This window comes from Serpentinimonas sp. SSL01, from assembly GCF_056323735.1.
In genome coordinates, this window is the sequence record NZ_CM150487.1 from 2,230,424 (window position 1) to 2,251,984 (window position 21,561).

At 64.6% G+C, this 21,561-nt stretch carries 27 protein-coding genes; 2 read left to right on the top strand and 25 right to left on the bottom strand.

Going from position 1 to position 21,561, the window contains the following annotated elements; genetic code table 11:
• Positions 1-19: 19 nt before the first annotated feature.
• From ACVMK0_RS10490 to ACVMK0_RS10510, 5 genes are all read right to left on the bottom strand, one after another.
• Entirely contained in the window at positions 20-1,441 is a 1,422-nt protein-coding gene (locus tag ACVMK0_RS10490; protein WP_476463763.1) for an HlyD family type I secretion periplasmic adaptor subunit, read from the bottom strand.
• Complete coding sequence (locus ACVMK0_RS10495) at positions 1,441-3,603, bottom strand: type I secretion system permease/ATPase (RefSeq protein ID WP_476463764.1); 2,163 nt, start codon at positions 3,601-3,603, stop codon at positions 1,441-1,443. The genes ACVMK0_RS10490 and ACVMK0_RS10495 overlap by 1 nt, the downstream gene beginning before the upstream one ends.
• A gap of 175 nt (positions 3,604-3,778) precedes the next feature.
• A complete protein-coding gene (gene ptsP, locus ACVMK0_RS10500) occupies positions 3,779-5,533 on the bottom strand; it encodes a phosphoenolpyruvate--protein phosphotransferase (protein WP_045536893.1) in 1,755 nt (584 codons plus the stop codon).
• Positions 5,530-5,799, bottom strand: coding sequence for an HPr family phosphocarrier protein (locus ACVMK0_RS10505; RefSeq protein WP_045536894.1), 270 nt, complete (start codon positions 5,797-5,799; stop codon positions 5,530-5,532). Before ACVMK0_RS10505 ends, ptsP begins: the two co-directional genes overlap by 4 nt.
• A complete protein-coding gene (locus ACVMK0_RS10510) occupies positions 5,768-6,223 on the bottom strand; it encodes a PTS sugar transporter subunit IIA (RefSeq protein WP_034110309.1) in 456 nt (151 codons plus the stop codon). Before ACVMK0_RS10510 ends, ACVMK0_RS10505 begins: the two co-directional genes overlap by 32 nt.
• A gap of 168 nt (positions 6,224-6,391) precedes the next feature.
• Here ACVMK0_RS10510 and ACVMK0_RS10515 point away from each other — a divergent pair, with 168 nt between their 5' ends.
• Positions 6,392-6,904: a TlpA family protein disulfide reductase gene (locus ACVMK0_RS10515; RefSeq protein WP_052468504.1), complete on the top strand. Its 513-nt coding sequence runs from the start codon at positions 6,392-6,394 to the stop codon at positions 6,902-6,904.
• Positions 6,905-6,929: 25 nt separating this feature from the next.
• On the opposite strand, the gene ACVMK0_RS10520 is transcribed toward ACVMK0_RS10515, so the two are convergent.
• Entirely contained in the window at positions 6,930-7,385 is a 456-nt protein-coding gene (locus ACVMK0_RS10520) for a c-type cytochrome (protein WP_034110313.1), read from the bottom strand.
• A gap of 206 nt (positions 7,386-7,591) precedes the next feature.
• Between ACVMK0_RS10520 and ACVMK0_RS10525 the strand changes: the two genes are divergently transcribed.
• A complete protein-coding gene (locus ACVMK0_RS10525; RefSeq protein WP_476463765.1) occupies positions 7,592-8,191 on the top strand; it encodes a cytochrome b/b6 domain-containing protein in 600 nt (199 codons plus the stop codon).
• Positions 8,192-8,281: 90 nt separating this feature from the next.
• Here ACVMK0_RS10525 and ACVMK0_RS10530 read toward each other — a convergent pair whose 3' ends face one another.
• The 19 genes from ACVMK0_RS10530 to ACVMK0_RS10620 all read right to left on the bottom strand — a co-directional run bounded on the left by ACVMK0_RS10530 (position 8,282) and on the right by ACVMK0_RS10620 (position 21,477).
• Positions 8,282-8,791, bottom strand: a complete 510-nt coding sequence (locus ACVMK0_RS10530) for a redoxin family protein (protein WP_476463766.1) — start codon at positions 8,789-8,791, stop codon at positions 8,282-8,284.
• Between the two features lie 120 nt (positions 8,792-8,911).
• Entirely contained in the window at positions 8,912-9,193 is a 282-nt protein-coding gene (rpsQ, locus tag ACVMK0_RS10535) for a 30S ribosomal protein S17 (RefSeq protein ID WP_034110320.1), read from the bottom strand.
• Positions 9,190-9,402 carry a 50S ribosomal protein L29 gene (gene rpmC, locus ACVMK0_RS10540; RefSeq protein WP_034110321.1) on the bottom strand — a complete coding sequence of 71 codons (213 nt, stop codon included), beginning with the start codon at positions 9,400-9,402 and terminating at the stop codon, positions 9,190-9,192. The genes rpsQ and rpmC overlap by 4 nt, the downstream gene beginning before the upstream one ends.
• Positions 9,403-9,415: 13 nt before the next feature.
• Positions 9,416-9,832, bottom strand: coding sequence for a 50S ribosomal protein L16 (gene rplP / locus ACVMK0_RS10545; protein ID WP_034110323.1), 417 nt, complete (start codon positions 9,830-9,832; stop codon positions 9,416-9,418).
• 13 nt (positions 9,833-9,845) lie between these two features.
• Positions 9,846-10,661: a 30S ribosomal protein S3 gene (gene rpsC / locus ACVMK0_RS10550; protein ID WP_045536907.1), complete on the bottom strand. Its 816-nt coding sequence runs from the start codon at positions 10,659-10,661 to the stop codon at positions 9,846-9,848.
• A 16-nt stretch (positions 10,662-10,677) separates the two neighbouring features.
• Positions 10,678-11,007 (bottom strand): 50S ribosomal protein L22, encoded by a 330-nt coding sequence (gene rplV, locus ACVMK0_RS10555; protein WP_045536909.1) that lies wholly within the window; start codon positions 11,005-11,007, stop codon positions 10,678-10,680.
• An 11-nt stretch (positions 11,008-11,018) separates the two neighbouring features.
• Entirely contained in the window at positions 11,019-11,294 is a 276-nt protein-coding gene (gene rpsS, locus ACVMK0_RS10560; protein ID WP_029463320.1) for a 30S ribosomal protein S19, read from the bottom strand.
• A gap of 12 nt (positions 11,295-11,306) precedes the next feature.
• Positions 11,307-12,131, bottom strand: a complete 825-nt coding sequence (gene rplB / locus ACVMK0_RS10565; protein ID WP_045536911.1) for a 50S ribosomal protein L2 — start codon at positions 12,129-12,131, stop codon at positions 11,307-11,309.
• 2 nt (positions 12,132-12,133) lie between these two features.
• A complete protein-coding gene (gene rplW, locus ACVMK0_RS10570) occupies positions 12,134-12,448 on the bottom strand; it encodes a 50S ribosomal protein L23 (protein ID WP_029463318.1) in 315 nt (104 codons plus the stop codon).
• Positions 12,445-13,065: a 50S ribosomal protein L4 gene (gene rplD, locus ACVMK0_RS10575; RefSeq protein ID WP_250961192.1), complete on the bottom strand. Its 621-nt coding sequence runs from the start codon at positions 13,063-13,065 to the stop codon at positions 12,445-12,447. Before rplD ends, rplW begins: the two co-directional genes overlap by 4 nt.
• Positions 13,065-13,736, bottom strand: coding sequence for a 50S ribosomal protein L3 (rplC, locus tag ACVMK0_RS10580; RefSeq protein WP_476463767.1), 672 nt, complete (start codon positions 13,734-13,736; stop codon positions 13,065-13,067). Before rplC ends, rplD begins: the two co-directional genes overlap by 1 nt.
• A gap of 255 nt (positions 13,737-13,991) precedes the next feature.
• Entirely contained in the window at positions 13,992-14,303 is a 312-nt protein-coding gene (rpsJ, locus tag ACVMK0_RS10585) for a 30S ribosomal protein S10 (protein WP_045536918.1), read from the bottom strand.
• Between the two features lie 36 nt (positions 14,304-14,339).
• Positions 14,340-15,530: an elongation factor Tu gene (gene tuf / locus ACVMK0_RS10590; protein ID WP_476463768.1), complete on the bottom strand. Its 1,191-nt coding sequence runs from the start codon at positions 15,528-15,530 to the stop codon at positions 14,340-14,342.
• Positions 15,531-15,694: 164 nt separating this feature from the next.
• Complete coding sequence (gene fusA, locus ACVMK0_RS10595) at positions 15,695-17,797, bottom strand: elongation factor G (RefSeq protein ID WP_476463769.1); 2,103 nt, start codon at positions 17,795-17,797, stop codon at positions 15,695-15,697.
• Between the two features lie 136 nt (positions 17,798-17,933).
• The gene (gene rpsG, locus ACVMK0_RS10600; protein ID WP_029463501.1) at positions 17,934-18,404 is read right to left on the bottom strand and encodes a 30S ribosomal protein S7; all 471 of its coding nucleotides are present in this window, start codon (positions 18,402-18,404) and stop codon (positions 17,934-17,936) included.
• A gap of 180 nt (positions 18,405-18,584) precedes the next feature.
• On the bottom strand, positions 18,585-18,962 hold the full coding sequence (gene rpsL, locus ACVMK0_RS10605) for a 30S ribosomal protein S12 (protein ID WP_029463500.1): 378 nt from the start codon (positions 18,960-18,962) through the stop codon (positions 18,585-18,587).
• A gap of 93 nt (positions 18,963-19,055) precedes the next feature.
• Entirely contained in the window at positions 19,056-19,775 is a 720-nt protein-coding gene (locus tag ACVMK0_RS10610) for an exopolysaccharide biosynthesis protein (protein WP_045536921.1), read from the bottom strand.
• 79 nt (positions 19,776-19,854) lie between these two features.
• Complete coding sequence (locus tag ACVMK0_RS10615; RefSeq protein WP_144400350.1) at positions 19,855-20,229, bottom strand: hypothetical protein; 375 nt, start codon at positions 20,227-20,229, stop codon at positions 19,855-19,857.
• Positions 20,230-20,379: 150 nt separating this feature from the next.
• A complete protein-coding gene (locus ACVMK0_RS10620) occupies positions 20,380-21,477 on the bottom strand; it encodes an NAD(P)-dependent alcohol dehydrogenase (RefSeq protein ID WP_476463770.1) in 1,098 nt (365 codons plus the stop codon).
• Positions 21,478-21,561: the final 84 nt, after the last annotated feature.

Here is a 21,561-nt window from a genome sequence, read left to right on the forward strand (position 1 = left end):
GGATCCCTGGCGTATGGTGTCAGCGTTCGGAGAGGGCGTTTTCTTTGGCCCGCAACACGGGCTTGAGCAGATAGCTCAGAATCGTGCGTTTGCCGGTCAGGATATCGACTTGCGCCACCATGCCGGGGATGATCGGCAGGCCCTCGCCCAGCGTCGCTTGGCGGGTGCGCAAGCGCACGACGAAAAAGGCGTTGCCCTGCTCGTCGATCACGGTGTCGGCGCCGATGTGCACAACATCGGCTTGCAGGCCGCCATAAATGGCGAAGTCGTAGGCGGTGAACTTGACCATCGCCTCGAGGCCGGGGCGCAGAAAGCCGATGTCGCGCGGTGCGATGCGCGCTTCCAGAATCAGGGCGTCATCCAGCGGCACGATTTCCACCACCTCGCGCCCGGGTTGCACCACCGCGCCCAAGGTGTTGACGTGCAGGCGGCTGACCGTGCCGCGCAGGGGCGAGCGGATGTCGGCCCGCACCACCCGGTCTTCGAGCGCGCGCCCGCCTTCAGCCAGAGTGGACAGGCGGCTCATGGTGTCGGAGAGTTCGGCGCTCATCTGGTTCCGCGCCGTGAGCTGCACTTCTTCGATGCGCCGCTGGGCCTCGGTGATGGCCGCCTGCACGCGCGAGATCTGCGCCGCCGCTTGGTCGCGCTCGCCCACCAGACGCGAGACCTGCTGCTCCAGGCGCAGCACCTCGACTTCGGACACCGCGCCGCTGCCCACCAGCGGGCGCGTGGCGGTCAGCTCGCGCTGCACAAGGCTCAGGCTGCTGGCGGCCGAGTCGCGCCGCGACTGGGCCTCGGTGAGCTCTTGCCGGCGCTGCAGCAACTGGCTTTGGGTGATCGAAATCTGGGCGCTGATCTCGGCCCGGCGCGACTCGAACAGGCTGCGCTCTTGGGCCACGATGGCCGGTGCCTCGCGCTCCAGCTCCACGGCCGGGTTGAAGCCGCGGCCTTGAATGAGCGCCCGCAAGCGCTCGGCCCGGGCTTCGAGCGCCATTTGCGAAACCCGGGTTTCGCCCAAGTTGGCCGCAAAGCGCGTCGGATCCACGCGCATGAGCACCTGATCGGCCTCCACCACCTGGCCTTCGCGCACCAGGATTTCGTTCACCACCCCGCCATCGACGCTTTGCACGATCTGCACCTGCTGGCTGGGCACCACCCGGCCTTCGCCGCGGGTCACCTGATCGACCTTGGCCACCGAAGCCCACAACACCAGCAGCAGCACCAGCACGGCGCTCCAGCGCAACAGGCGGCGCGCGCGCAGGGGTTCTTGTTGCAACTGGGCCCAATCGGCGTCTGCGGCCCAGTCGAGCGCGTCGCCAGCGGGCGCATCGTCGCGCGCCAGCCGCTGCGCCACCTTGCCAAACAAGGGGTTGCCCACACGCTCACCGGCCTTGGTCGCTTGACCGATGCGCTCAAAGGTTTTTTGCTCGAGGTCGCTCATCACGCCGCCTTTCCGATCCGGCCTTGGCGCAGCGCCTGAATCACCTGCTCTTTGGGGCCATCGGCGACGATGCGGCCTGCGTCCATGACGATGATGCGTTCAACCAGATCGAGCAAAGAAGTTCGGTGGCTCACCAGCACCACGGTCTTGCCGGGTACAAACTGCTGCAGGCGTTTTTTGATGTCCTCCTCGCTCGAGTGGTCCATCGAGGAGGTGGGCTCATCGAGCAGCAAAATGGACGGGTCGTTGATCACCGCGCGGGCGATCGCCACCCCTTGGCGCTGGCCGCCCGAGAGCGATTCGCCACGTTCCCCGACGAGCATGTCGAAACCCTCGGGTTGCTGGTTGACCAGCTCCACGATGCCGCTGAGGGTGGCGGCCTTGAGCACGTCGGCGTCGTCGGCCAGCGGCGCGCCCAGCGTGATGTTGTCGCGCAAGCTGCCGTAAAACAGCATCACGTCTTGCTGCACGTAGCCGATGTGCCGGCGCAGCTCGGCCGGGTCGAGCTGGCGCAAGTCGATGCCGTCGATCAGCACCGCGCCGCTGGTGGGCCGGTACAGGCCGAGGATGAGCTTTTCCAGCGTCGTTTTGCCCGAGCCGATGCGCCCCAGAATGGCCACGCGCTCGCCGGCTTTGATGCGAAAACTGACGTTGCGCAGCGAGGCGTTGCTCTGGCCGGGGTAGTTGAACGAGACGTCTTTGAACTCGATCGCGCCCTCAATTCGGCCGCGGGTGATGAAGTTGGCGCCGTCGGGGCGCTCCACTTCGCGCTGCATCACCTCTTCGAGCGAGCTCAGGGCGGTGGAAGCGGTGTGGTACTGCACCAGCAATCCGGCCACCTGGCCGATGGGCGCCATGGCGCGCGAGGCCAGCATCGAGCAGGCGATGAGCCCGCCCATGGTGAGCTCGCGCGCACCGATCAGATAGACCCCCAGGATGACGATGGCGATCGTGACCGACCCTTGCACAAAGGCCGCCGTGTGGCCGGAACTGGCCGAGAGCAGCCGCAGCTGCGCCCCAACCCGCGCCAGCAGGGCGGCGCTTTGTTCCCATTTGCGCTGGATCGGGGCTTCGGCGGCCAGTGCTTTGAGGGTCTCGAAACCGACCAAGCCCTCGATCAGGGTGGCATTGCGCTGCGCACTGGCGCGGTAGGTGGTTTCGGTGAGGGTGTGCATGCGCCCTTGCACGGCCAGCGCGTAGAGCAGCAACACCGCCGCGCCGATGAACAAGGGGATCAGCATCATGGGCGCGATCCAGCCGATCACGAGGAAGAAGATCAGCGCAAAGGGCAGGTCGATAAAAGCCACCACGGTGGCCGAGCCGATGAAGTCGCGCACCGACTCGAAGGCGCGCAAATTGGCGGCGAAGGAGCCGGCCGAGGCCGGGCGCTGCTCCATGCGCATGCCCAGCACGCGCTCCATGATGAAGGCCGACAGCTTGACGTCGGCGCGGCTGCTGGCCAAGTCCACGAAGCGGCTGCGCATGACCTTGAGCATCAGGTCGCCCAGCACGATGATGGCGATGCCGGCCGAGAGCACCCACAGGGTGTCAAAGGCCTGGTTGGGCACCACGCGGTCATAGACGTTCATCATGAACAGCGGCATCGCCACCGCGAACAGATTGGTCAAGAACGCCGCCAGCAGCACGTCGCGGTACAGGCGCCGGTTTTCGGCGATCACGCCCCAAAACCAGTGTTCGCCGCGCACCGCTTTGACCGCTGGGGTGCGCGCGTCGTAGCGGGTGCGCGGCCGGGCGTAGAGGGCGCGGCCGCTGTAGCGGGCCTCGAGCTGAGCCGTGGGCAGATCGACCGCGGCCTCGCCCAGCTCGGGGAAAATCACGCGCACGCTGGCCCCGTCGGCGCTGCGCTCGAGCAACACGCAGGCCGACTGCTCATCGAGCAGCAGCACCACCGGCAGCAGCTCGGCGCGCAGTTTGGCGATGGGCTGGCGCACCAGCTTGCTGCTCAGGCCAGCGCGGTGCGCGGCGCGCTCAAACAGCGATGGCGTCAGCCGCCCGTCTGGGGTGGGCAAGCCAGCCAAGGCGCCGTCGCGCGTCAGCGCCTGCCCGTGTAGGCGCGCCAGCACGATCAGGCAGTGCAACAAATCGTCGCGTTCAGGCGCTGCCTGCTGATCTGGCAGCGGCAGGGCGGTGTCTGGGGTCATTTCCACTCCGTGAGGGCTTTGGCATATCGGCATCCCTGACGCCGACCGCCGCGAAGCCTGCAGTCCTTGACTTCAATCGAGCTGCAGTGTAGCGCAAAACGGAGTCGATTGATAAAAACGCAATCTGGTCTATTGAGCCAAAACCGTTGCAGGCCACAGCCTAAAGCAACCGACCTCAGTTGGCCATCTGCACGGCCGGGTCTTCGCTCTCGATAACCTGCTGCGCCCAGAGCCGCAACTTGCGCGTGTCGGCACGCAAAACCTGTTGCTTGACGGCCAAAATCTGGCTCGGGTGCATGGAAAAACTGCGCAGCCCCAAGCCCAGCAGCAGCCGTGTCATGGTGGGGTCGCCGGCCATTTCGCCGCACACGCTCACCGGTTTGCCCTGGTCGCGGCATTCCGCGATCGCGCCCGCCACCAGCTGCAGCACCGCCGGGTGCAGCGGGTCGTACAGGTGCGCCACGCTTTCATCGACGCGGTCGATGGCCAGCGTGTACTGGATCAGGTCGTTGGTGCCGATCGAGAAAAAATCGAAGTGCTTCATGAACAGCCGCAGCGCCAAGGCCGCAGCCGGGATTTCGATCATCGCGCCCAAGCGCACCGGCCCATGCACGGCCGCGCTGGCGTCGAGCTGCGCCCGCGCCTTGGCCAGCAGCGCCTTGACCTGCTGCACCTCGCGCAGGTGCGCCAGCATCGGGATCAGCAAATTGACCTTGCCGTGGGCGGCCGCGCGCAGCACCGCGCGCACTTGCGTCAGAAACATGGCCGGCTCCGACAGGCTCCAGCGGATCGCGCGCAGCCCCAGCGCCGGGTTGAGGTGCTCGTCGACGCGGCTGCGGTCGAGCGGTTTGTCGGCCCCCACATCCACGCTGCGAATGGTCACCGGCAGCCCGTGCATGCCCTCGACGGCGGCGCGGTAGGCCTCGTACTGCTCGTCTTCGTCGGGCAGCTTGCCGTGGGCGCGACCCATGAACAAAAATTCGGTGCGAAACAGCCCCACGCCCACGGCGCTCACGGCCAGCGCCGGCAGCGTGTCCGAGGGCTGCTCGATGTTGGCCAGCAATTCCACGCGCTCGCCGTCGAGCGTCACGGCTGGGGTGTTTTTGATGCGCGCCAGCCGCTGGCGCTCGACTTCGCCCTGGCGCTGCTTGAAGCCGTACTCGGCCAGCACGATGTCGGAGGGGTTGACGATCAGCACCCCGGCGTCGCCGTCGATCACCACCCAGTCGTCCTGGCGCACCATCTGGCTGGCGCCGCGCGCGCCTACCACCGCCGGAATATCCATGCTGCGCGCCACGATCGCCGTGTGGCTGGTCTTGCCCCCGACATCGGTGACGAAGCCCACAAACACGCTGTGCTTGAACTGCAGCGTGTCGGCCGGCGAGAGGTCGTGCGCCACCAGCACCAGCGGGTCTTTGGTGTTTTGGCTGACCATCTGCGCCGCCGTGGCAGGCAGCCCCACCGCCATCGGCGAGACCGAACCGCGCATGTGCTGCAGCATGCGCTCGACCAACTGCTCAAAGTCGGCCTTGCGCTCGCGCAGGTAGGGGTCTTGCATCTCGTCAAACTGCTTGACCACCAGTTCCAGCTGCGCCGTCAGCGCCCATTCGGCGTTGTAGCGCCGCTCTTGCACCCAGTGCGCCACGCCTTCTTGCAACTGCACGTCTTGCAGCAGCATCAGGTGCACATCGAGCAAGGCCGTGAGTTCGGGGTGCGCCTCGAGGGTGGCGCTCTCGTGCAGGCTGCGCTGCACGCGCTCGATTTCGGCGATCACCGCATCGCGCGCCTCGCGCAAGCGCTCCAGCTCGGCGCGCATCTGCTCGGGCGCCACAAAATAGTGCGCCACGTCGATGCGGCTGGAGGTCACCAGCACCGCGCGGCCGATCGCCACGCCACGCGAAACCGCTTGTCCATGCACGCTGAAAGTCATTCCCCCTCTCCGAATTTGTCGTCGATCAAGGCCAACAGCGCCTGCATGGCCTCTTGCTCGTCGGGGCCATCGGTTTCGATTTCCACCTGCGACCCCAAGCCCGCGGCCAACATCATCACACCCATGATGCTCTTGGCATTGATGCGCCGCCCACCCCGACTCATCCAGACCTCGCAAGCGTACTGCCCGGCCAGCTTGGTGAGCTTGGCCGAGGCGCGGGCGTGCAGCCCGAGTTTATTGCTGATGGTCGCGCTGGTTTTGAGCATGGGTCGGGCTGGTATGGGATCGTTGCTGCGCTTGCGCGGGGATGCCTGGCAACATCAGCACGCCCAGGGTGCCCCCTTGCTGGGCGCGCTCGCACAGGGTGTCCAGCGCTTCATGGCGGTACGAGACCGCGCGCAGCAACATGGGCAGGTTGACCCCGGCCAGCAGCCGCGTGTGCACGCCGTCGGTGGACTGGCTGGCCACGTTGCACGGCGTGGCCCCCACCAGGTCGGTCAGCAACAGGTGATCGCTGGCGCCGGATTCGCGCAGCAGCGCGCGCAGCTGCTCCAGGCTGGCCTCGGGCGTTTGCTGCGCGGGAATGTCGAGCGCCTGCAGGCATGGCGCGGCATCGGGGAACACGTGCAGCACGCACTCGCGCAAGGCCGATGCCAGCGGCGCGTGGGCGATGACGATGATGCCGTTCATGGGGGCGATTATGCGATGCGCCGCTGCTTGCGTCGTGGGCTTGCACCAGTGCGTGCGTCGAACTTTTGCACCTGCGGCGTCACCCAAGTGGCTATGGCGCTACAGTACGGCTCTAAACATGAGCCCGCTCCGCTGCGGCGCCGGCTCGTTGACCACAGGATACGCACCATGCACACGCTTACACCGCGCCTGAACCGGCGCCAGTTTCAATGGGGTTTGGCAGCCGCTGCAGCGCTCACCTTGAGTGGCTGCGGCGCCAGCAATGCGGCACCGGCTTCGCGCTTTTTGCTGCTCGACGGCAGCACGGTCACCGATGCCGATTTGCGCGGCCAAGTCACTCTGGTCAACTTCTGGGCCACGACCTGCGTAACTTGTGTGCAAAAAATGCCCGATCTGGTGGCCTTGTACCAACGGCACCGCGAGCGCGGCTTTGACACCATCGCGGTGGCCATGAGCCACGACCCGCCGGAATGGGTCGCCAACTTTGCGCGCACACGGCAGCTGCCGTTTAAGGTGGCGCTCGACCACAACGGCGCCTTGGCGCGCGACTGGGGCGAGGTGCGACTGACGCCCACCACCTTTGTGCTCGACCGGCAGGCGCGCATCGTTAAGCGCTATTTGGGGCCCACCGATGCCACTGCGCTCAACGCCTTTGTGGAAGGCTTGTTGGCCCAGCGCTAAAGCCCACCCAGCGTCCTTGATGGGTTTAATCGCGGAAATTGTCGTGGCAAGCCTTGCACGAGGCGGCGGTTTCGCCAAAGGCACGGCGCACGGCGGCCAGGTCGTTGGTCATGGAAGCGGCGTTCAAGGCGGTGAGCGCGCGTGCGGTGTCTTGAGCAGCGGCATCGAAGCGCGCGCGCTCGGTCCACACCACGGGCTTGGCCCTGCTGGGCAGGCCTTGGGTTTCGGGGGTAAAACCGGCCCAAGGCAGGCGCGACAGCGTCATGATAATGGCCATGTTTTGCTGCACCACAGCGGCGTCAAAAGGCACGCGACCGTTGGCCATGGCGCCCACGCGGCCAAAATGGTGGCCCATGACCTCAAACGCCCCTTGCCGATAGTCGATGGCGCCTTGCGGGGTGCGGAATTGGGCTTGTGCAAAACCAGCGGTAGCGAGCAGGGCGGCAGCTAAAAAGGCGGTGGCGTACAGCTTGGGCTTCATGGGACCTTCTGGTGATAGGTGGCGTGAGACGGGTTGCAAGCAACGTCACAAGATGCAATAAGTCTATGCTAGCATCGTCACGCTTTTGTGACAGCGGCATTTTCCGACTGATTTTCTCTGGTTTTTAGTGGGTCAAACCGATGCATCGGGTTCGCGTTTGGGATGGGCCGACAAGGCTGTTTCATTGGTCTTTGACCTTGACGGTGGTGGGATTGATCGTCACCGGTAACGTAGGCGGGCTGTGGATGGAGTGGCACCTGTGGCTGGGCTACTTCGTGCTCTCGCTGCTGCTGTTTCGCCTGCTCTGGGGTTTTGTGGGCGGGCGCTGGTCGCGCTTTGCGAGCTTCATCTATACGCCGGGCTCGCTTTGGGCTTATCTGAGCGGACGCAGCCCACTCGAGCACCGAGTCGGCCACAACCCCCTGGGTGCGCTGTCGGTGTTTGCGCTGCTGCTGGTGCTGCTGTTGCAGGTGTTTAGCGGCCTGCTCACCGACGACGCCATCTTTTACTCTGGCCCGTGGGTGGCCTGGGCCAGCCCCGAGTGGGTCGATGTGGCCAGCAACTACCACGATGAGGTTGGCAAGCTGCTGCTGATCGGCTTGGTCGCCCTGCACCTGCTGGCACTGGTGTACTACAAGCTGGTCAAGCGCGAGGCGCTGGTGGCGGCCATGGTCACGGGCGACAAAGTGCTGCCTCAGGCACAGCCCGCGAGCCCAGACGGCTCGGCGCAGTGGGCGCTCGCTGCGGGCTGCTACGCGGTGGCAGCCGGTTTGAGCTACGCACTGGTCAACTGGCCTCTGGTGTAATCCGGGCAGAAAGTGTGGCCGGAGGGCGAGCGACCGCGCCACGGCCAGTCCCGCCAGCCCGCCCGGTGCAGACCAGCGCTTAGGCAGGCTTCAAAGCGCGCGCAGTTGCGCCAGCAGTGTGTCGGCGTCCGAGACCTCGAGCTTGCCCGCGCCCTCGACGTTGAGCACCTTGACCACGCCGTCTTGCAGCAGCATAGAGTAGCGCTGGCTGCGCAGCCCAAGCCCACGGCCGCTCAAGTCGAGCGTGAGGCCGGTGGCCTTGGCCAGCGCGGCGTCGCCGTCGGCGAGCAAGCGGATTTTGCCTTCGGTGCCCTGATCGCGCGCCCAAGCCCCCATGACAAAGGCGTCGTTGACGCTCACGCACCAGATTTCATCGACGCCTGCGGCCTTGAACTCGGCGCCGCGCTGCAGGTAGCCCGGCAGGTGGCTGACCGAACAGGTCGGGGTGAAGGCCCCGGGCACCGCGAACAGGGCGATGGTCTTGCCCGCCGTGGCGCTGGCGAGCTCGACCTTGTTGGGGCCTATGCTGCAACCCTCGCCCTCGCGCTCGTGGTATTCCATCAAGGTGAGGGCGGGCAGTCGGTCTCCGACTTGGATCATGGTGGCGCTCCGGTGAGTTGAAACAAAAAAACCAACCGAGATTGTCGGTTGGTTTCTGCTCGGGCTGGCCCGAAGCGACCCAATAGGCTTAAAGCAAACCGGGCTTAAACCAGGCTGGGCTTAGACCAAGCCGGCTTTTTGCACCAAGCGGGTCACGACCCAGTTTTTGGTTTTGGACAGCGGCCGGCTCTCGGTGATTTCGATCACGTCGCCCATGTGGTAGGCGCCTTCTTCGTCGTGCGCGTGGTACTTGCTCGACTTGATCACGATTTTGTCGTAGAGCTCGTGCTTGACGCGGCGCTCGACCAGCACGGTCACGGTCTTGGCGCGCTTGTCGCTCACCACTTTACCGATCAGGGTGCGCTTGAGGGCCGGTGCGGCACCCGTTGTGGCTTCACTCATGGTTTCGCTCCTTGTTGGGCGGCAGCGCGTTTCTGTGCCAAGATGGTCTTGGCGCGGGCAATGGCGCGCCGGGTTTCGCCCAGCGTGGCGCTGTTGTTGAGCTGCTGGGTGGCTTTTTGCATGCGCAGGTTGAAGTGCGCTTTTTGCAGCGACTTGACCTCGGCTAGCAGGGCGGTTTCGTCTTTTTGACGCAGTTCGGCGGTGTTCATGCGGTGCTCCGGTTTACTGACCCAACATGCGGGTCACAAAGGTGGTGCGCAGCGGCAGCTTGGCGGCAGCCAGCTCGAAAGCCTCGCGCGCCAGTTGCTCGGGTACACCGACGATTTCGTAGAGCACCTTGCCGGGCTGGATTTCGGCCACGTAGTACTCGACCGCCCCTTTGCCGTTGCCCATCCGGACTTCGGCTGGCTTTTTGGAGATCGGCTTGTCGGGGAAGACGCGGATCCAGATGCGGCCACCGCGTTTGACGTGGCGCGAAATGGCCCGGCGGGCTGACTCGATCTGGCGAGCCGTCAGACGGCCACGGTCTGTGGACTTCAGGCCGAAATCGCCAAAGGCCACGGTGGCGCCACTGGTGGCGACGCCCGTGTTGCGGCCTTTTTGCTCTTTACGGTATTTACGGCGTGCAGGTTGCAACATGTGTTATTTCTCCTTAGGCCTGCGGTTTGGCAGCGCCATCGGCTGCGGTGCCACTGGCACGGCGCGGCGCACCGGCGCCAGCGCCTGGGCGGCCACGGCCGTCGGGGCGGTTGTCACCGCGGCCATCGCGGCGCGGGCCACGCGGGGGGCGGCGCTCGTCGTCGGGGCGCGGGGTGCTGTCGAGCGTGGGCGCATCGCTGCGGCCCAAGTTGTCGCCCTTATAGACCCAGACCTTGACGCCGATGACGCCGTAAGTGGTTTTGGCTTCCGAGGTGCCGTAGTCGATGTCGGCGCGCAGCGTGTGCAGCGGCACCCGGCCTTCGCGGTACCACTCGGTGCGTGCGATCTCGATGCCGTTCAGGCGCCCAGCCGACATGATCTTGATGCCTTGGGCGCCCAGACGCATGGCGTTTTGCATCGCGCGCTTCATGGCGCGGCGGAACATGATGCGCTTTTCGAGCTGCTGCGTGATCGAGTCGGCGATGAGTTTGGCATCGACTTCAGGCTTGCGCACTTCTTCGATGTTCACCGCCACCGGCACGCCCAGCTTGGCGGCCAGGTCTTTTTTCAGCTTCTCGATGTCCTCGCCTTTTTTGCCGATGACCACGCCCGGACGCGCCGAGTAGATGGTGATGCGGGCATTTTTGGCCGGGCGCTCGATCACGACGCGCGACACAGCGGCGTTTTTCAGCTTGGCTTTGAGGTACTCACGCACCTTGATGTCTTCGGCCAGCATGCCGGCGAAGTCGCGTTCGCTGGCGTACCAGCGGCTGGCCCAGTTGCGGCTCACCGAAAGGCGAAAACCGGTCGGATGGATTTTTTGTCCCATGGCGTTTCCTGTCGGTTTAGGTGCCCACCGTCACGTAGATGTGACAGGTCGGTTTGCTGATGCGGTTGCCGCGGCCCTTGGCGCGAGCCGAGAAACGCTTGAGCGTGGTGCCTTGCTCGACGTGGATGATTTTCACCTTCAGTTCGTCGATGTCGGCGCCGTCGTTGTGCTCGGCGTTGGCAATGGCCGACTCCAGCGCCTTCTTGACGATGCCAGCGGCCTTCTTTTGCGTGAAGTTCAGAATGTGCAGCGCCTGATCGACTTTTTTGCCTCGAATCAGGTCGGCCACCAGGCGGCCCTTGTCCACCGAGAGGCGGACGCCGCGAGCGATTGCGCGTGTTTCCATGGTGCGTGTCCTTACTTCTTGGCTTTCTTGTCGCCGGGGTGGCCCTTGAAGGTGCGCGTGAGCGAGAACTCGCCCAGTTTGTGGCCCACCATCTGGTCGGTGATATAGACCGGCACGTGCTGCTTGCCGTTGTGCACGGCGATCGTCAGCCCGATGAAGTCGGGCAGGATCATGGAGCGGCGCGACCAGGTCTTGACCGGCTTTTTGTCTTTGGTAGCGACGGCCTTTTCGACCTTGGCCATCAGGTGATGGTCAACGAAGGGGCCTTTTTTGAGTGAACGCGTCATGTCGTCAGCTCCTTACTTCTTGCGCCGCGAGACGATCATGGTCTGCGTGCGACGGTTGTTGCGGGTGCGGTAACCTTTGGTCAGGTTGCCCCACGGATCAACCGGCGGCATACCGGTGCCGGTGCGGCCTTCGCCCCCGCCGTGCGGGTGGTCGATCGGGTTCATGGCGACGCCGCGCACGGTCGGGCGGATGCCCATGTGGCGCTTGACGCCGGCCTTGCCGAGTTGGCGCAGGCTGTGCTCGGGGTTCGAGACTTCGCCGATGGTGGCGCGGCAGTCCACGTGCACCTTGCGCACTTCGCCCGAGCGCACGCGCACTTGGGCATAGATGCCTTCGCGCGCCAGCAGCACCGCCGAGGCGCCGGCCGAACGCGCGATCTGCGCGCCCTTACCCGGCAGCATCTCGATGCAATGGATGGTCGAACCCACCGGGATGTTGCGGATCGGCAGCGTGTTGCCGACGCGAATCGGCGACTCGGGTCCCGACAGCAGCGTCGCACCCACGGCCACGCCGCGCGCGGCGATCACGTAGCGGCGCTCGCCGTCGGCGTAGCACAGCAGGGCGATGTGGGCGCTGCGGTTGGGGTCGTACTCGAGGCGCTCGACCTTGGCCGGAATGGCGTCTTTGTTGCGCACAAAATCGACCACGCGGTAGTGGTGGCGGTTGCCGCCCCCCCGGTGGCGCACGGTGATGTGGCCGTTGTTGTTGCGCCCGGCTTTTTGGAACTTGGGCTCCAGCAGCGGTGCGTAGCCCTCGCCCTTGTGCAGGGTTTCGCGCGTGACTTTGACCATGCCCCGGCGGCCGGGGGAGGTCGGTTTCATCTTGATGACGGCCATGATCAGACTGCCTCCCCACCAAAGCTGATTTCTTGTCCGGCTTGCAGCGTCACGTAGGCTTTGCGCACGTGGTCGCGGCGACCGATGGTTTTGCCAAAGCGCTTGCTCTTGCCTTTTTGGTTGAGCACGTTGACGGCCTTGACCTTGACGTTGAACATCTGCTCCACCGCCGCCTTGATTTCGGTCTTGGTGGCGTTTTGCAGCACCTTGAACAGCACCGCATTGGTTTTTTCGGCCGTGGCGGTGGCTTTTTCCGACACGATCGGCGCCACCAGCACCTGCATCAGGCGGCCTTCGTCAAACTGGATGTTGCTCATGCGAACATCTCCTTGAGTTGGTCGATGGCACCTTTGGTGACGATCACCTTTTTGTAGTGCACCAACGAGAGCGGATCGGCGTAGCGCGGCTCCATCACCAGCACGTGGGGCAGGTTGCGCGCAGCCAGATAGAGGTTGTCATCGACCTGATCGGCGATCAGCAGCACCGATTGCAGGTTCATGGCCTTGAACTTGGCGGCCAGCAGCTTGGTTTTGGGCGCTTCGAGGGTGATCGAATCGACCACGGCCAGACGGCCTTCGCGCACCAGCTGCGACAGGATCGAGGCCATGCCGGCGCGGTACATCTTCTTGTTGAGCTTTTGGCCGAAGTTTTCGTCCGGGCTGTTCGGGAAGATGCGGCCGCCCCCACGCCACAGCGGCGAGGAGGTCATGCCGGCACGGGCGTTGCCGGTGCCTTTTTGCTTGAACGGCTTGCGCGTGCTGTGCTTGACCATGGCGCGGTCTTTTTGCGCCCGCGTGCCTTGGCGCGCGTTGGCCTGGTAAGCCACCACCAGCTGGTGGATCAGCGCTTCGTTGTAGTCGCGGCCGAACACGGTTTCGGGCACATCGACGTGCGAAGCGGCTTGGCCTTGCTCATTGAGGAGTTCGACTTGCATCAGTTGCCTCCTTTGGGCGCTGCTTTGACGGCCGGACGCACGGTCACGAAGCCGCCTTTGGAACCCGGCACTGCGCCCTTGATGAGCAGCAGCTGGCGCTCGACATCAACGCGCACCACGTCCAAATTCTGCGTGGTCACGGTCTCGTCGCCCATGTGGCCGGTCATTTTTTTGCCGGGGAACACGCGACCGGGGTCTTGCGCCATCGAGATCGAGCCCGGCACGTTGTGCGAACGGCTGTTGCCGTGCGAGGCGCCCTGCGAGGCAAAGTTGTGGCGTTTGATGGTGCCGGCAAAGCCTTTACCGATCGAGGTGCCCTGCACATCGACCTTTTGGCCGGCGGCAAAGAGCTCGGCCACGGGCAGCACGGCACCGGCGGCGTATTTGCCGGCCAGTTCGGCGCTGACGCGGAACTCTTGCAGGATTTCACCGGCTTCGACGCCGGCTTTGGCCAAGTGCCCAGCGGCGGGCCTGCTCACGCGCGAGGCGCGCCGCTTGCCGTAGGCCAGTTGCAAGGCATCGTAGCCATCGTTGGCTTGGGTTTTGACTTGTGCCACGCGGTTGTTCGACACATCCACCACCGTGACAGGAACGGCGTCCCCATCGTCGGTGAATAGGCGCATCATGCCCACCTTGCGGCCCAACAACCCCAGGGAGTTGCTCAGACTCATTTTTTCTCCATTTCCGCGTTGTGCGCGTGTCCGACTGCAATTGGCCGGAGCTTAGAAACCAGCGCAGCGCCCTTGAAGGCGCCTTTGCCGGTGCAAACGATTTAAAAACCCCGCCCTTGTTTCACATGGCCGCACAGCTGCGGCCACCCAAACACGAGCGAAGCCTTGAATTATAACCCGCTGAAAAATTTCACACAAGGCCTGCGGCGTGGGTGGCTGCCCAACCCCGCTGCCACAGACCCTGTGTGCGTTGCCTTATTGCAACTTGATCTCCACATCGACGCCGGCCGGCAGGTCGAGCTTCATCAGCGCATCGACGGTTTTGTCGGTTGGGTCCACGATGTCCATCAGGCGCTGGTGGGTGCGGATCTCGAACTGGTCGCGGCTGGTTTTGTTGACGTGCGGCGAGCGCAGGATGTCGAAGCGCTTCATGCGCGTGGGCAGGGGCACGGGGCCCTTGACGATGGCCCCGGTGCGCTTGGCGGTTTCGACGATCTCGGCCGCCGAGGTGTCGATCAGCTTGTAGTCAAAGGCTTTGAGGCGAATGCGGATTTTTTGCTTGCTCATGGTCGGTGTTTCCTGCTAGGTTCGTCCGGGTTCGCATCAATCCAAAATCTTCGCCACCACGCCGGCGCCCACGGTGCGGCCGCCTTCGCGGATGGCAAAGCGCAGGCCTTCTTCCATGGCGATCGGGGCGATGAGTTTGACGGTGATGCTGACGTTGTCGCCCGGCATGACCATCTCTTTGCCTTCGGGCAGCTCGATCGAGCCGGTCACGTCGGTGGTGCGGAAGTAGAACTGCGGCCGGTAGTTGTTGAAGAACGGGGTGTGGCGCCCGCCTTCGTCTTTGGAGAGCACATAGACCTCACCGGTGAAGTGGGTGTGGGGCTTGATGCTGCCGGGCTTGCACAGCACTTGGCCGCGCTGCACGTCTTCGCGCTTGGTGCCGCGCAGCAGGATGCCGACGTTGTCGCCCGCTTGGCCTTGGTCGAGCAGCTTGCGGAACATCTCGACGCCGGTGCAGGTGGTTTTCTGGGTGGTGGCGATGCCGACGATTTCGATCTCTTCGCCGACTTTGATGATGCCGCGCTCGATGCGCCCGGTGACCACGGTGCCGCGGCCGGAGATGGAGAACACGTCTTCGACCGGCATCAGGAAGGCACCATCGACGGCGCGCTCGGGCTGCGGGATGTAGGTGTCGAGGGCGTCGGCCAGTTTCATGATGGCTTGCTCGCCCAGCACGCCTTTGTCGCCTTCGAGGGCGAGTTTGGCCGAGCCGTGCACGATCGGGGTCTGGTCGCCGGGGAAGTCGTATTTGTCGAGCAGCTCGCGCACTTCCATCTCGACGAGTTCGAGCAGCTCGGCGTCGTCCACCATGTCGCACTTGTTGAGGAAGACGATGATGTAGGGCACGCCGACTTGGCGCGCGAGCAGGATGTGCTCGCGGGTTTGGGGCATGGGGCCGTCGGCGGCGGAGCAGACCAGAATGGCGCCGTCCATCTGGGCGGCACCGGTGATCATGTTTTTGACGTAGTCGGCGTGGCCGGGGCAATCCACGTGGGCATAGTGGCGGCTGGCGGTCTCGTATTCGACGTGCGCGGTGTTGATGGTGATGCCGCGCGCTTTTTCTTCAGGAGCGGCGTCGATTTGGTCGTAGGCCTTGGCCTGTCCGCCAAACTTGGCCGCCAGCACGGTGGTGATGGCCGCCGTGAGCGTGGTTTTGCCGTGGTCCACGTGACCGATGGTGCCCACGTTGACGTGCGGCTTGGTCCGCTGGAATTTTTCCTTTGCCATGATGCAAAAATCCTTCAATCAAAAAAGAACAAAGCCCGTGCGGGTTTAAGGTCTGCGCTGGCGGCGGCGTCACGGGCAACGCCGCCTCACCCAAAGGGGCAACTCAGACCGGGGCCAAGGGCGCCGCCGCCCAAGCAGAGGGGGCAGCGCCGCTTGGCGACAACTTACTTGGCGCGCGCCGAAATGATGGCCTCTTGCACGTTGCGCGGCGCTTCGGAGTAGTGCTTGAACTCCATGGTGTAGGTGGCGCGGCCCTGCGACATCGAGCGCAGCGTGGTCGAGTAACCAAACATCTCGGACAGCGGCACTTCGGCCTTGATCACCTTGCCGCCACCGACCATATCGTCCATGCCCTGCACCATGCCGCGCCGGCTGGACAAGTCGCCCATGACGTTGCCAGCGTAGTCTTCGGGCGTCTCGACCTCGACCGCCATCATGGGCTCGAGGATCACCGGCTGGGCCTTGCGGCAGCCTTCTTTGAAGCCGAAAATCGCCGCCATTTTGAACGCCTGCTCCGACGAGTCCACGTCGTGGTAGGAGCCGAAATGCAGCGTCACCTTGACATCGACCACCGGGTAGCCGGCCAGCACGCCGGTGTTGAGCGCTTCGACCACGCCCTTTTCCACCGCCGGGATGAACTCGCGCGGCACCACGCCGCCCTTGATGGCATCGACGAACTCGAAGCCCTTGCCCGGCTCTTGCGGTTCGATCTTGAGCACCACGTGGCCGTACTGGCCCTTGCCGCCCGACTGGCGCACGAACTTGCCTTCGCTGTCCTCGATCGTGCCGCGGATGGTTTCGCGGTAAGCGACCTGCGGCTTGCCGACGTTGGCCTCGACGCCGAACTCGCGCTTCATGCGATCGACGATGATCTCGAGGTGCAGCTCGCCCATGCCGGCGATGATGGTCTGGCCCGATTCCTCGTCGGTCTTGACGCGAAACGACGGGTCTTCGGACGCCAAGCGGCTCAGGGCGATGCCCATTTTCTCTTGGTCGGCCTTGGTTTTGGGCTCGACTGCTTGGGCGATCACGGGCTCGGGGAACACCATTTTCACCAGCGTGATCACGGCCGCCGGGTCGCACAGGGTCTCGCCGGTGGTCACTTCTTTGAGGCCGACGCAGGCGGCGATGTCGCCGGCGCGGATTTCTTCGACCTCGTTGCGGTTGTTGGCGTGCATCTGCACGATGCGCCCGATGCGCTCTTTTTTGCCCTTGACCGGGTTATAGACCGTGTCGCCTTTTTTGATCACGCCCGAATAGACGCGCACAAAGGTCAGTTGGCCGACGAAGGGGTCGGTCATGAGCTTGAAGGCCAGCGCCGAGAGCTTCTCGCCGTCGTCGGCCTTGCGGCTGATGGGCTGGTCTTTTTCGTCGCTGCCCACCACCGGTGGAATATCGACTGGCGAGGGCAGGAAGTCGATCACGGCGTCGAGCATGCGCTGCACGCCTTTGTTCTTGAACGCGGTGCCGCACAGCATGGGCTGGATTTCGCAGGCGATGGCGCGGGTGCGGATGCCGAGCTTGATTTCGTCCTCGCTCAAGTCGCCTTCTTCGAGGTACTTGTTCATCAGCTCTTCGCTGGCCTCGGCGGCGGCTTCGACCATTTTTTCGCGCCATTCGGTGGCGCTGGCGGCGAGCTCGGCGGGGATATCTTGGTACTCGAACTTCATGCCTTGCGAGGCTTCGTCCCAGATGATGGCCTTCATCTTGAGCAGATCGATCACGCCCTTGAAGTGCTCTTCGGCCCCGATCGGGATCACCACCGGCACCGGGTTGGCCTTCAGGCGCAGGCGCATTTGGTCGTAGACCTTGAAGAAGTTGGCGCCGGTGCGGTCCATTTTGTTCACAAAGGCCAAGCGCGGCACTTTGTACTTGGTGGCCTGGCGCCAAACGGTTTCGGACTGCGGCTGCACGCCGCCCACGGCGCAATAGACCATGCAGGCACCGTCGAGCACGCGCATGCTGCGCTCGACTTCGATCGTGAAGTCCACGTGACCCGGGGTGTCGATGATGTTGAAGCGGTGCTCGGGGTAGGACAGGTCCATGCCCTTCCAGTAGCAGGTGGTGGCTGCCGAGGTGATGGTGATGCCGCGCTCTTGCTCTTGCTCCATCCAGTCCATGGTGGCCGCACCGTCGTGGACCTCGCCGATTTTGTGGTTGACCCCGGTGTAAAACAGGATGCGCTCGGTGGTGGTGGTCTTGCCGGCGTCGATGTGGGCCGAGATACCGATGTTGCGGTAACGCTCGATGGGCGTGGTGCGGGGCATGAAAAAATCTCCGAAAGATACGGGCCAAGCCCGCCCACTCGGGTGGTCGAGTGCGGCGGGCTTTGGGGGTGGGCGATAAGCAGGGGGCCTGAAAGGTGCGCCGCTTGCGAGACGGACGGCAGCAGGCCGGCGTGGCTTAGAAGCGGAAGTGGCTGAAGGCCTTGTTGGCCTCGGCCATGCGGTGCACCTCGTCGCGGCGCTTCATGGCGCCGCCACGGCCTTCGTTGGCCTCGAGCAGCTCGTTGGCCAGACGCAAGGCCATCGATTTTTCGCCGCGCTTGCGTGCGGCCTGCTTGATCCAGCGCATCGACAGCGCCAGCCGGCGCACCGGGCGCACTTCGACCGGCACCTGGTAGTTGGCACCGCCGACGCGGCGCGACTTGACCTCGACCATCGGCTTGACGTTGTTGATGGCGGTGGTGAACAGCTCCAGCGGGTCTTTGCCGGATTTTTTCTCCATGGTCTCGAGCGCGCCGTAAATGATGCGCTCGGCGACCGCTTTTTTGCCGCCTTCCATGATCACGTTCATGAACTTGGACAGCTCGACATTGCCGTACTTGGGGTCCGGCAGGATTTCACGTTTAGGGACTTCGCGACGACGTGGCATTTTTACACCTTAAAAACTTCAGTTGGCCGCACCCTTGGGTGCTGCCGCGAGAGCCATGCGCGGCTCCCACTTACTTGACCCGCGCACACGGCGTGCGTTTGGGGCCTAGACGCTCAAGACACACGCGCTGCGCGCTGGCCTTGGGCAACGAAACACAAGCTACAGCCTCTGGGCTGCGGCTTATTTGGCTTTGGGCCGTTTGGCGCCGTATTTGGAGCGCGACTGCTTGCGGTCTTTCACGCCTTGCAAGTCGAGCGAGCCGCGCACGATGTGGTAGCGCACGCCGGGCAAGTCTTTGACCCGGCCGCCGCGCACCAGCACCACGCTGTGCTCTTGCAGGTTGTGGCCTTCGCCGCCGATGTACGAAATCACCTCAAAGCCATTGGTCAGGCGCACTTTGGCGACTTTGCGCAAGGCCGAGTTCGGCTTTTTGGGCGTCGTGGTGTAGACGCGGGTGCAGACGCCACGGCGCTGCGGGCAGTTTTCCATGGCCGGGCTTTTGGATTTGGTCTGTTCGACCTCCCGGCCCTGGCGCACGAGTTGATTAATGGTTGGCATTGAAAAAAACGTCCCTAAACGTTTGAAAAACGGCTGACCCTCTCGGCCAAATGCCGAAAAGCCCGTGAATGTAGCACGAAAGGCGCGCAGCGGTCAAGCCAAAGGTGGATAGACCGACCCCCAAGCACGCCAAGCCGCCAGCACGGCCACCGCCACGATGCCTGAGGCATAGGCGCTGCCGATGGCGCCCACGAGCAGCGACAGCAGCAGCAGCAGGCCGTCGCGGTGCATCCAGCCCAAGCAGAGCGCGATCAGGCTCAGGCCGGGCAAGATGTTGCCCAAAGGCAACGGTATAAAGATCAGCAGCGCCATCCAGACGATCCACAGCGCCCACAGGCCGCTCAAGCTGTGGTGCGCCAACCACGTCAGGCGCGGGCGTATCCAAGCCGCAGCGCAGTCGTGCAACCAGGCCAGCGCGTGCAGCGTGCGCCGGCTCCAGGCGGGGCTCAGGCGCGCGCGCGCCAGCCGCTGTGGCAACGCCGCTGCCGTGGGCTGCCCCCACTGCCAAGCAATGGCGATGATGGCCACACTCATGGCGGTGCCCAAGCCCATGATGGGAGGCAGGCATAGGCACGCCAGCAGCATGAGCAACAAGGGCCGCGAGCCGCCATGGCCGTGCAGATCGACCAACTCGGCGATGCTGATGCCCGGCGCGCCCCGCGCAGAAGCTTCAGCACCCACTGCAGCTGGTGCGCCCGGCGCCTCTGCCGGGCCCGATGCCGCAGCGCCCAGCCCCCCCGCCCCCAAGCCTTCGGCCCAAGCACGACAACGCTGCGCCCAAGTGCGCGGGCAGTTTTCGGGGCCGTGGTTCATGCGGGCAGCAGCGTGGCTAAAGGCGAAAAGCGGGGTTTGGCGCCAAACGCGGGCAGGTATGCGGGCGGAGCGGGCAACTTCAGGTGGTGCGCAGGTTGGTGCGCAAGCGCTGTGCCTTGCTCAGCGCCCAATGGCCTAGCAAAGCCAGCACCACGATCAGGCCGGTGACGATGAACCAGACGATCCACAAAATCACCGACAAAATCCCCACCAAGCCCGGCAGGAAGGGCAGCAGCGACTCCAGCACCCCCACGGTCCAAGCGAACAGGTCGCGCAGCGGCAGCAAAAACGCTTCGCCGATCCACGGCGCCAACTCGGGCGGCACCGGCCACTGCGCGATGATGTCGGCCAAGTTGGCGGCCTCGCCGGTGGCGACTTGCGCCGCCAGCCAGTCGGCCAAGCCGGTTAAGACCCAGATGGTGCCGGTCCAGAGAGCCAGAACGAGAAGGGTCACGACCCAAAGCAGTAGTTTCACGCAGAGCTTTCAAAATAATGAGCACAACCTAGGAGGCCGCGCAGCCGCCCCAAGTTCCGTGCCGCACTATAACGAAAATCCGCGACCGTTGTTGCAGCGCATCAAAAGCGGCCCGCTCTGCGCAGCCTCTCAGGGTTTGATCGCCACCTTGAGCACGCCGTCGCGCTGGTTGGCAAACAAGTCGTAGGCGGCGACGATGTCGTCGAGCCGGTAGTGGTGCGTCACCAGCAGGCCCAGATCGAGGCGGCCGCTGGCGACCACGTTCATCAGCCGGCGCATGCGCTCCTTGCCGCCCGGGCACAGCGCGGTGACGATGCGGTGGTCCCCCAGCCCAGCGGCAAAGGCCGAGAGCGGAATCTTCAGGTCTTCGGAGTACACCCCCAAGCTCGACAGCGTGCCGCCGGGTTTGAGCACGCGCAGCGCGGCCTCGAAGGTCGCTTGCAGGCCCAGCGCCTCGATGGATGAGTCGGCACCCTTGCCGCCAGTGAGGCGCATGACCTCGGCCACCACGTCGCACTGCTTGAAGTTGAGCGTGATGTCGGCCCCCAGCTGGCGCGCGATCGCCAGCCGGTGGTCGTTGCCATCGACGCCGATGATGGTACTCGCCCCTAATAAACGCGCCCCGGCGGTGGCGCACAGGCCGATGGGGCCTTGGGCGAACACGACCACGGTGTCGCCGATTTTGATGTTGGCGTTCTCGGCCCCCTTGAAGCCGGTGGACATGATGTCGGGGCACATCAGCACCTGCTCGTCGCTCAGGCCCTCGGGCACCGGGGCCAGGTTGGCTTGGGCGTCGGGCACCAGCACGTACTCGGCTTGGGTGCCGTCGATCATGTTGCCAAAGCGCCAGCCGGCGGTGGCCTTGTAGCCGTGACAGCCGCAGCGCCCCGACGGCACCAAGTAGCTGCCGTCTTGCGACGGCGCCCCGTCCTGGGCGGCGTAGGAGTTGAAGTTGGGGCAGATGGCGCCGGCGATCACGCGCTGGCCCTCTTGGTAGCCGATCACGGCCGAACCGAGTTTTTCGATCACGCCCACCGGCTCGTGACCCACCGTGAGCCCCTTGGCGACCGGGTACTCGCCTTTGAGGATGTGCACGTCGGTGCCGCAGATGGTGGTGGTGGTGATGCGCACCAAGGCATCGTTGGGCCCCACCGCGGGGATGGGTTTGTCGGCCAGCTCGATGCGGCCGGGTTCGACGAAGATGGCGGCTTTCATCATGGCAGTCATGCTTGCTCCTTGGGGTTGTGGGCACCACACGCGCCCAGCCGCCAAGGCTCGACCCCGCCTTCAGCGCTGCCACGTGTACGGCCC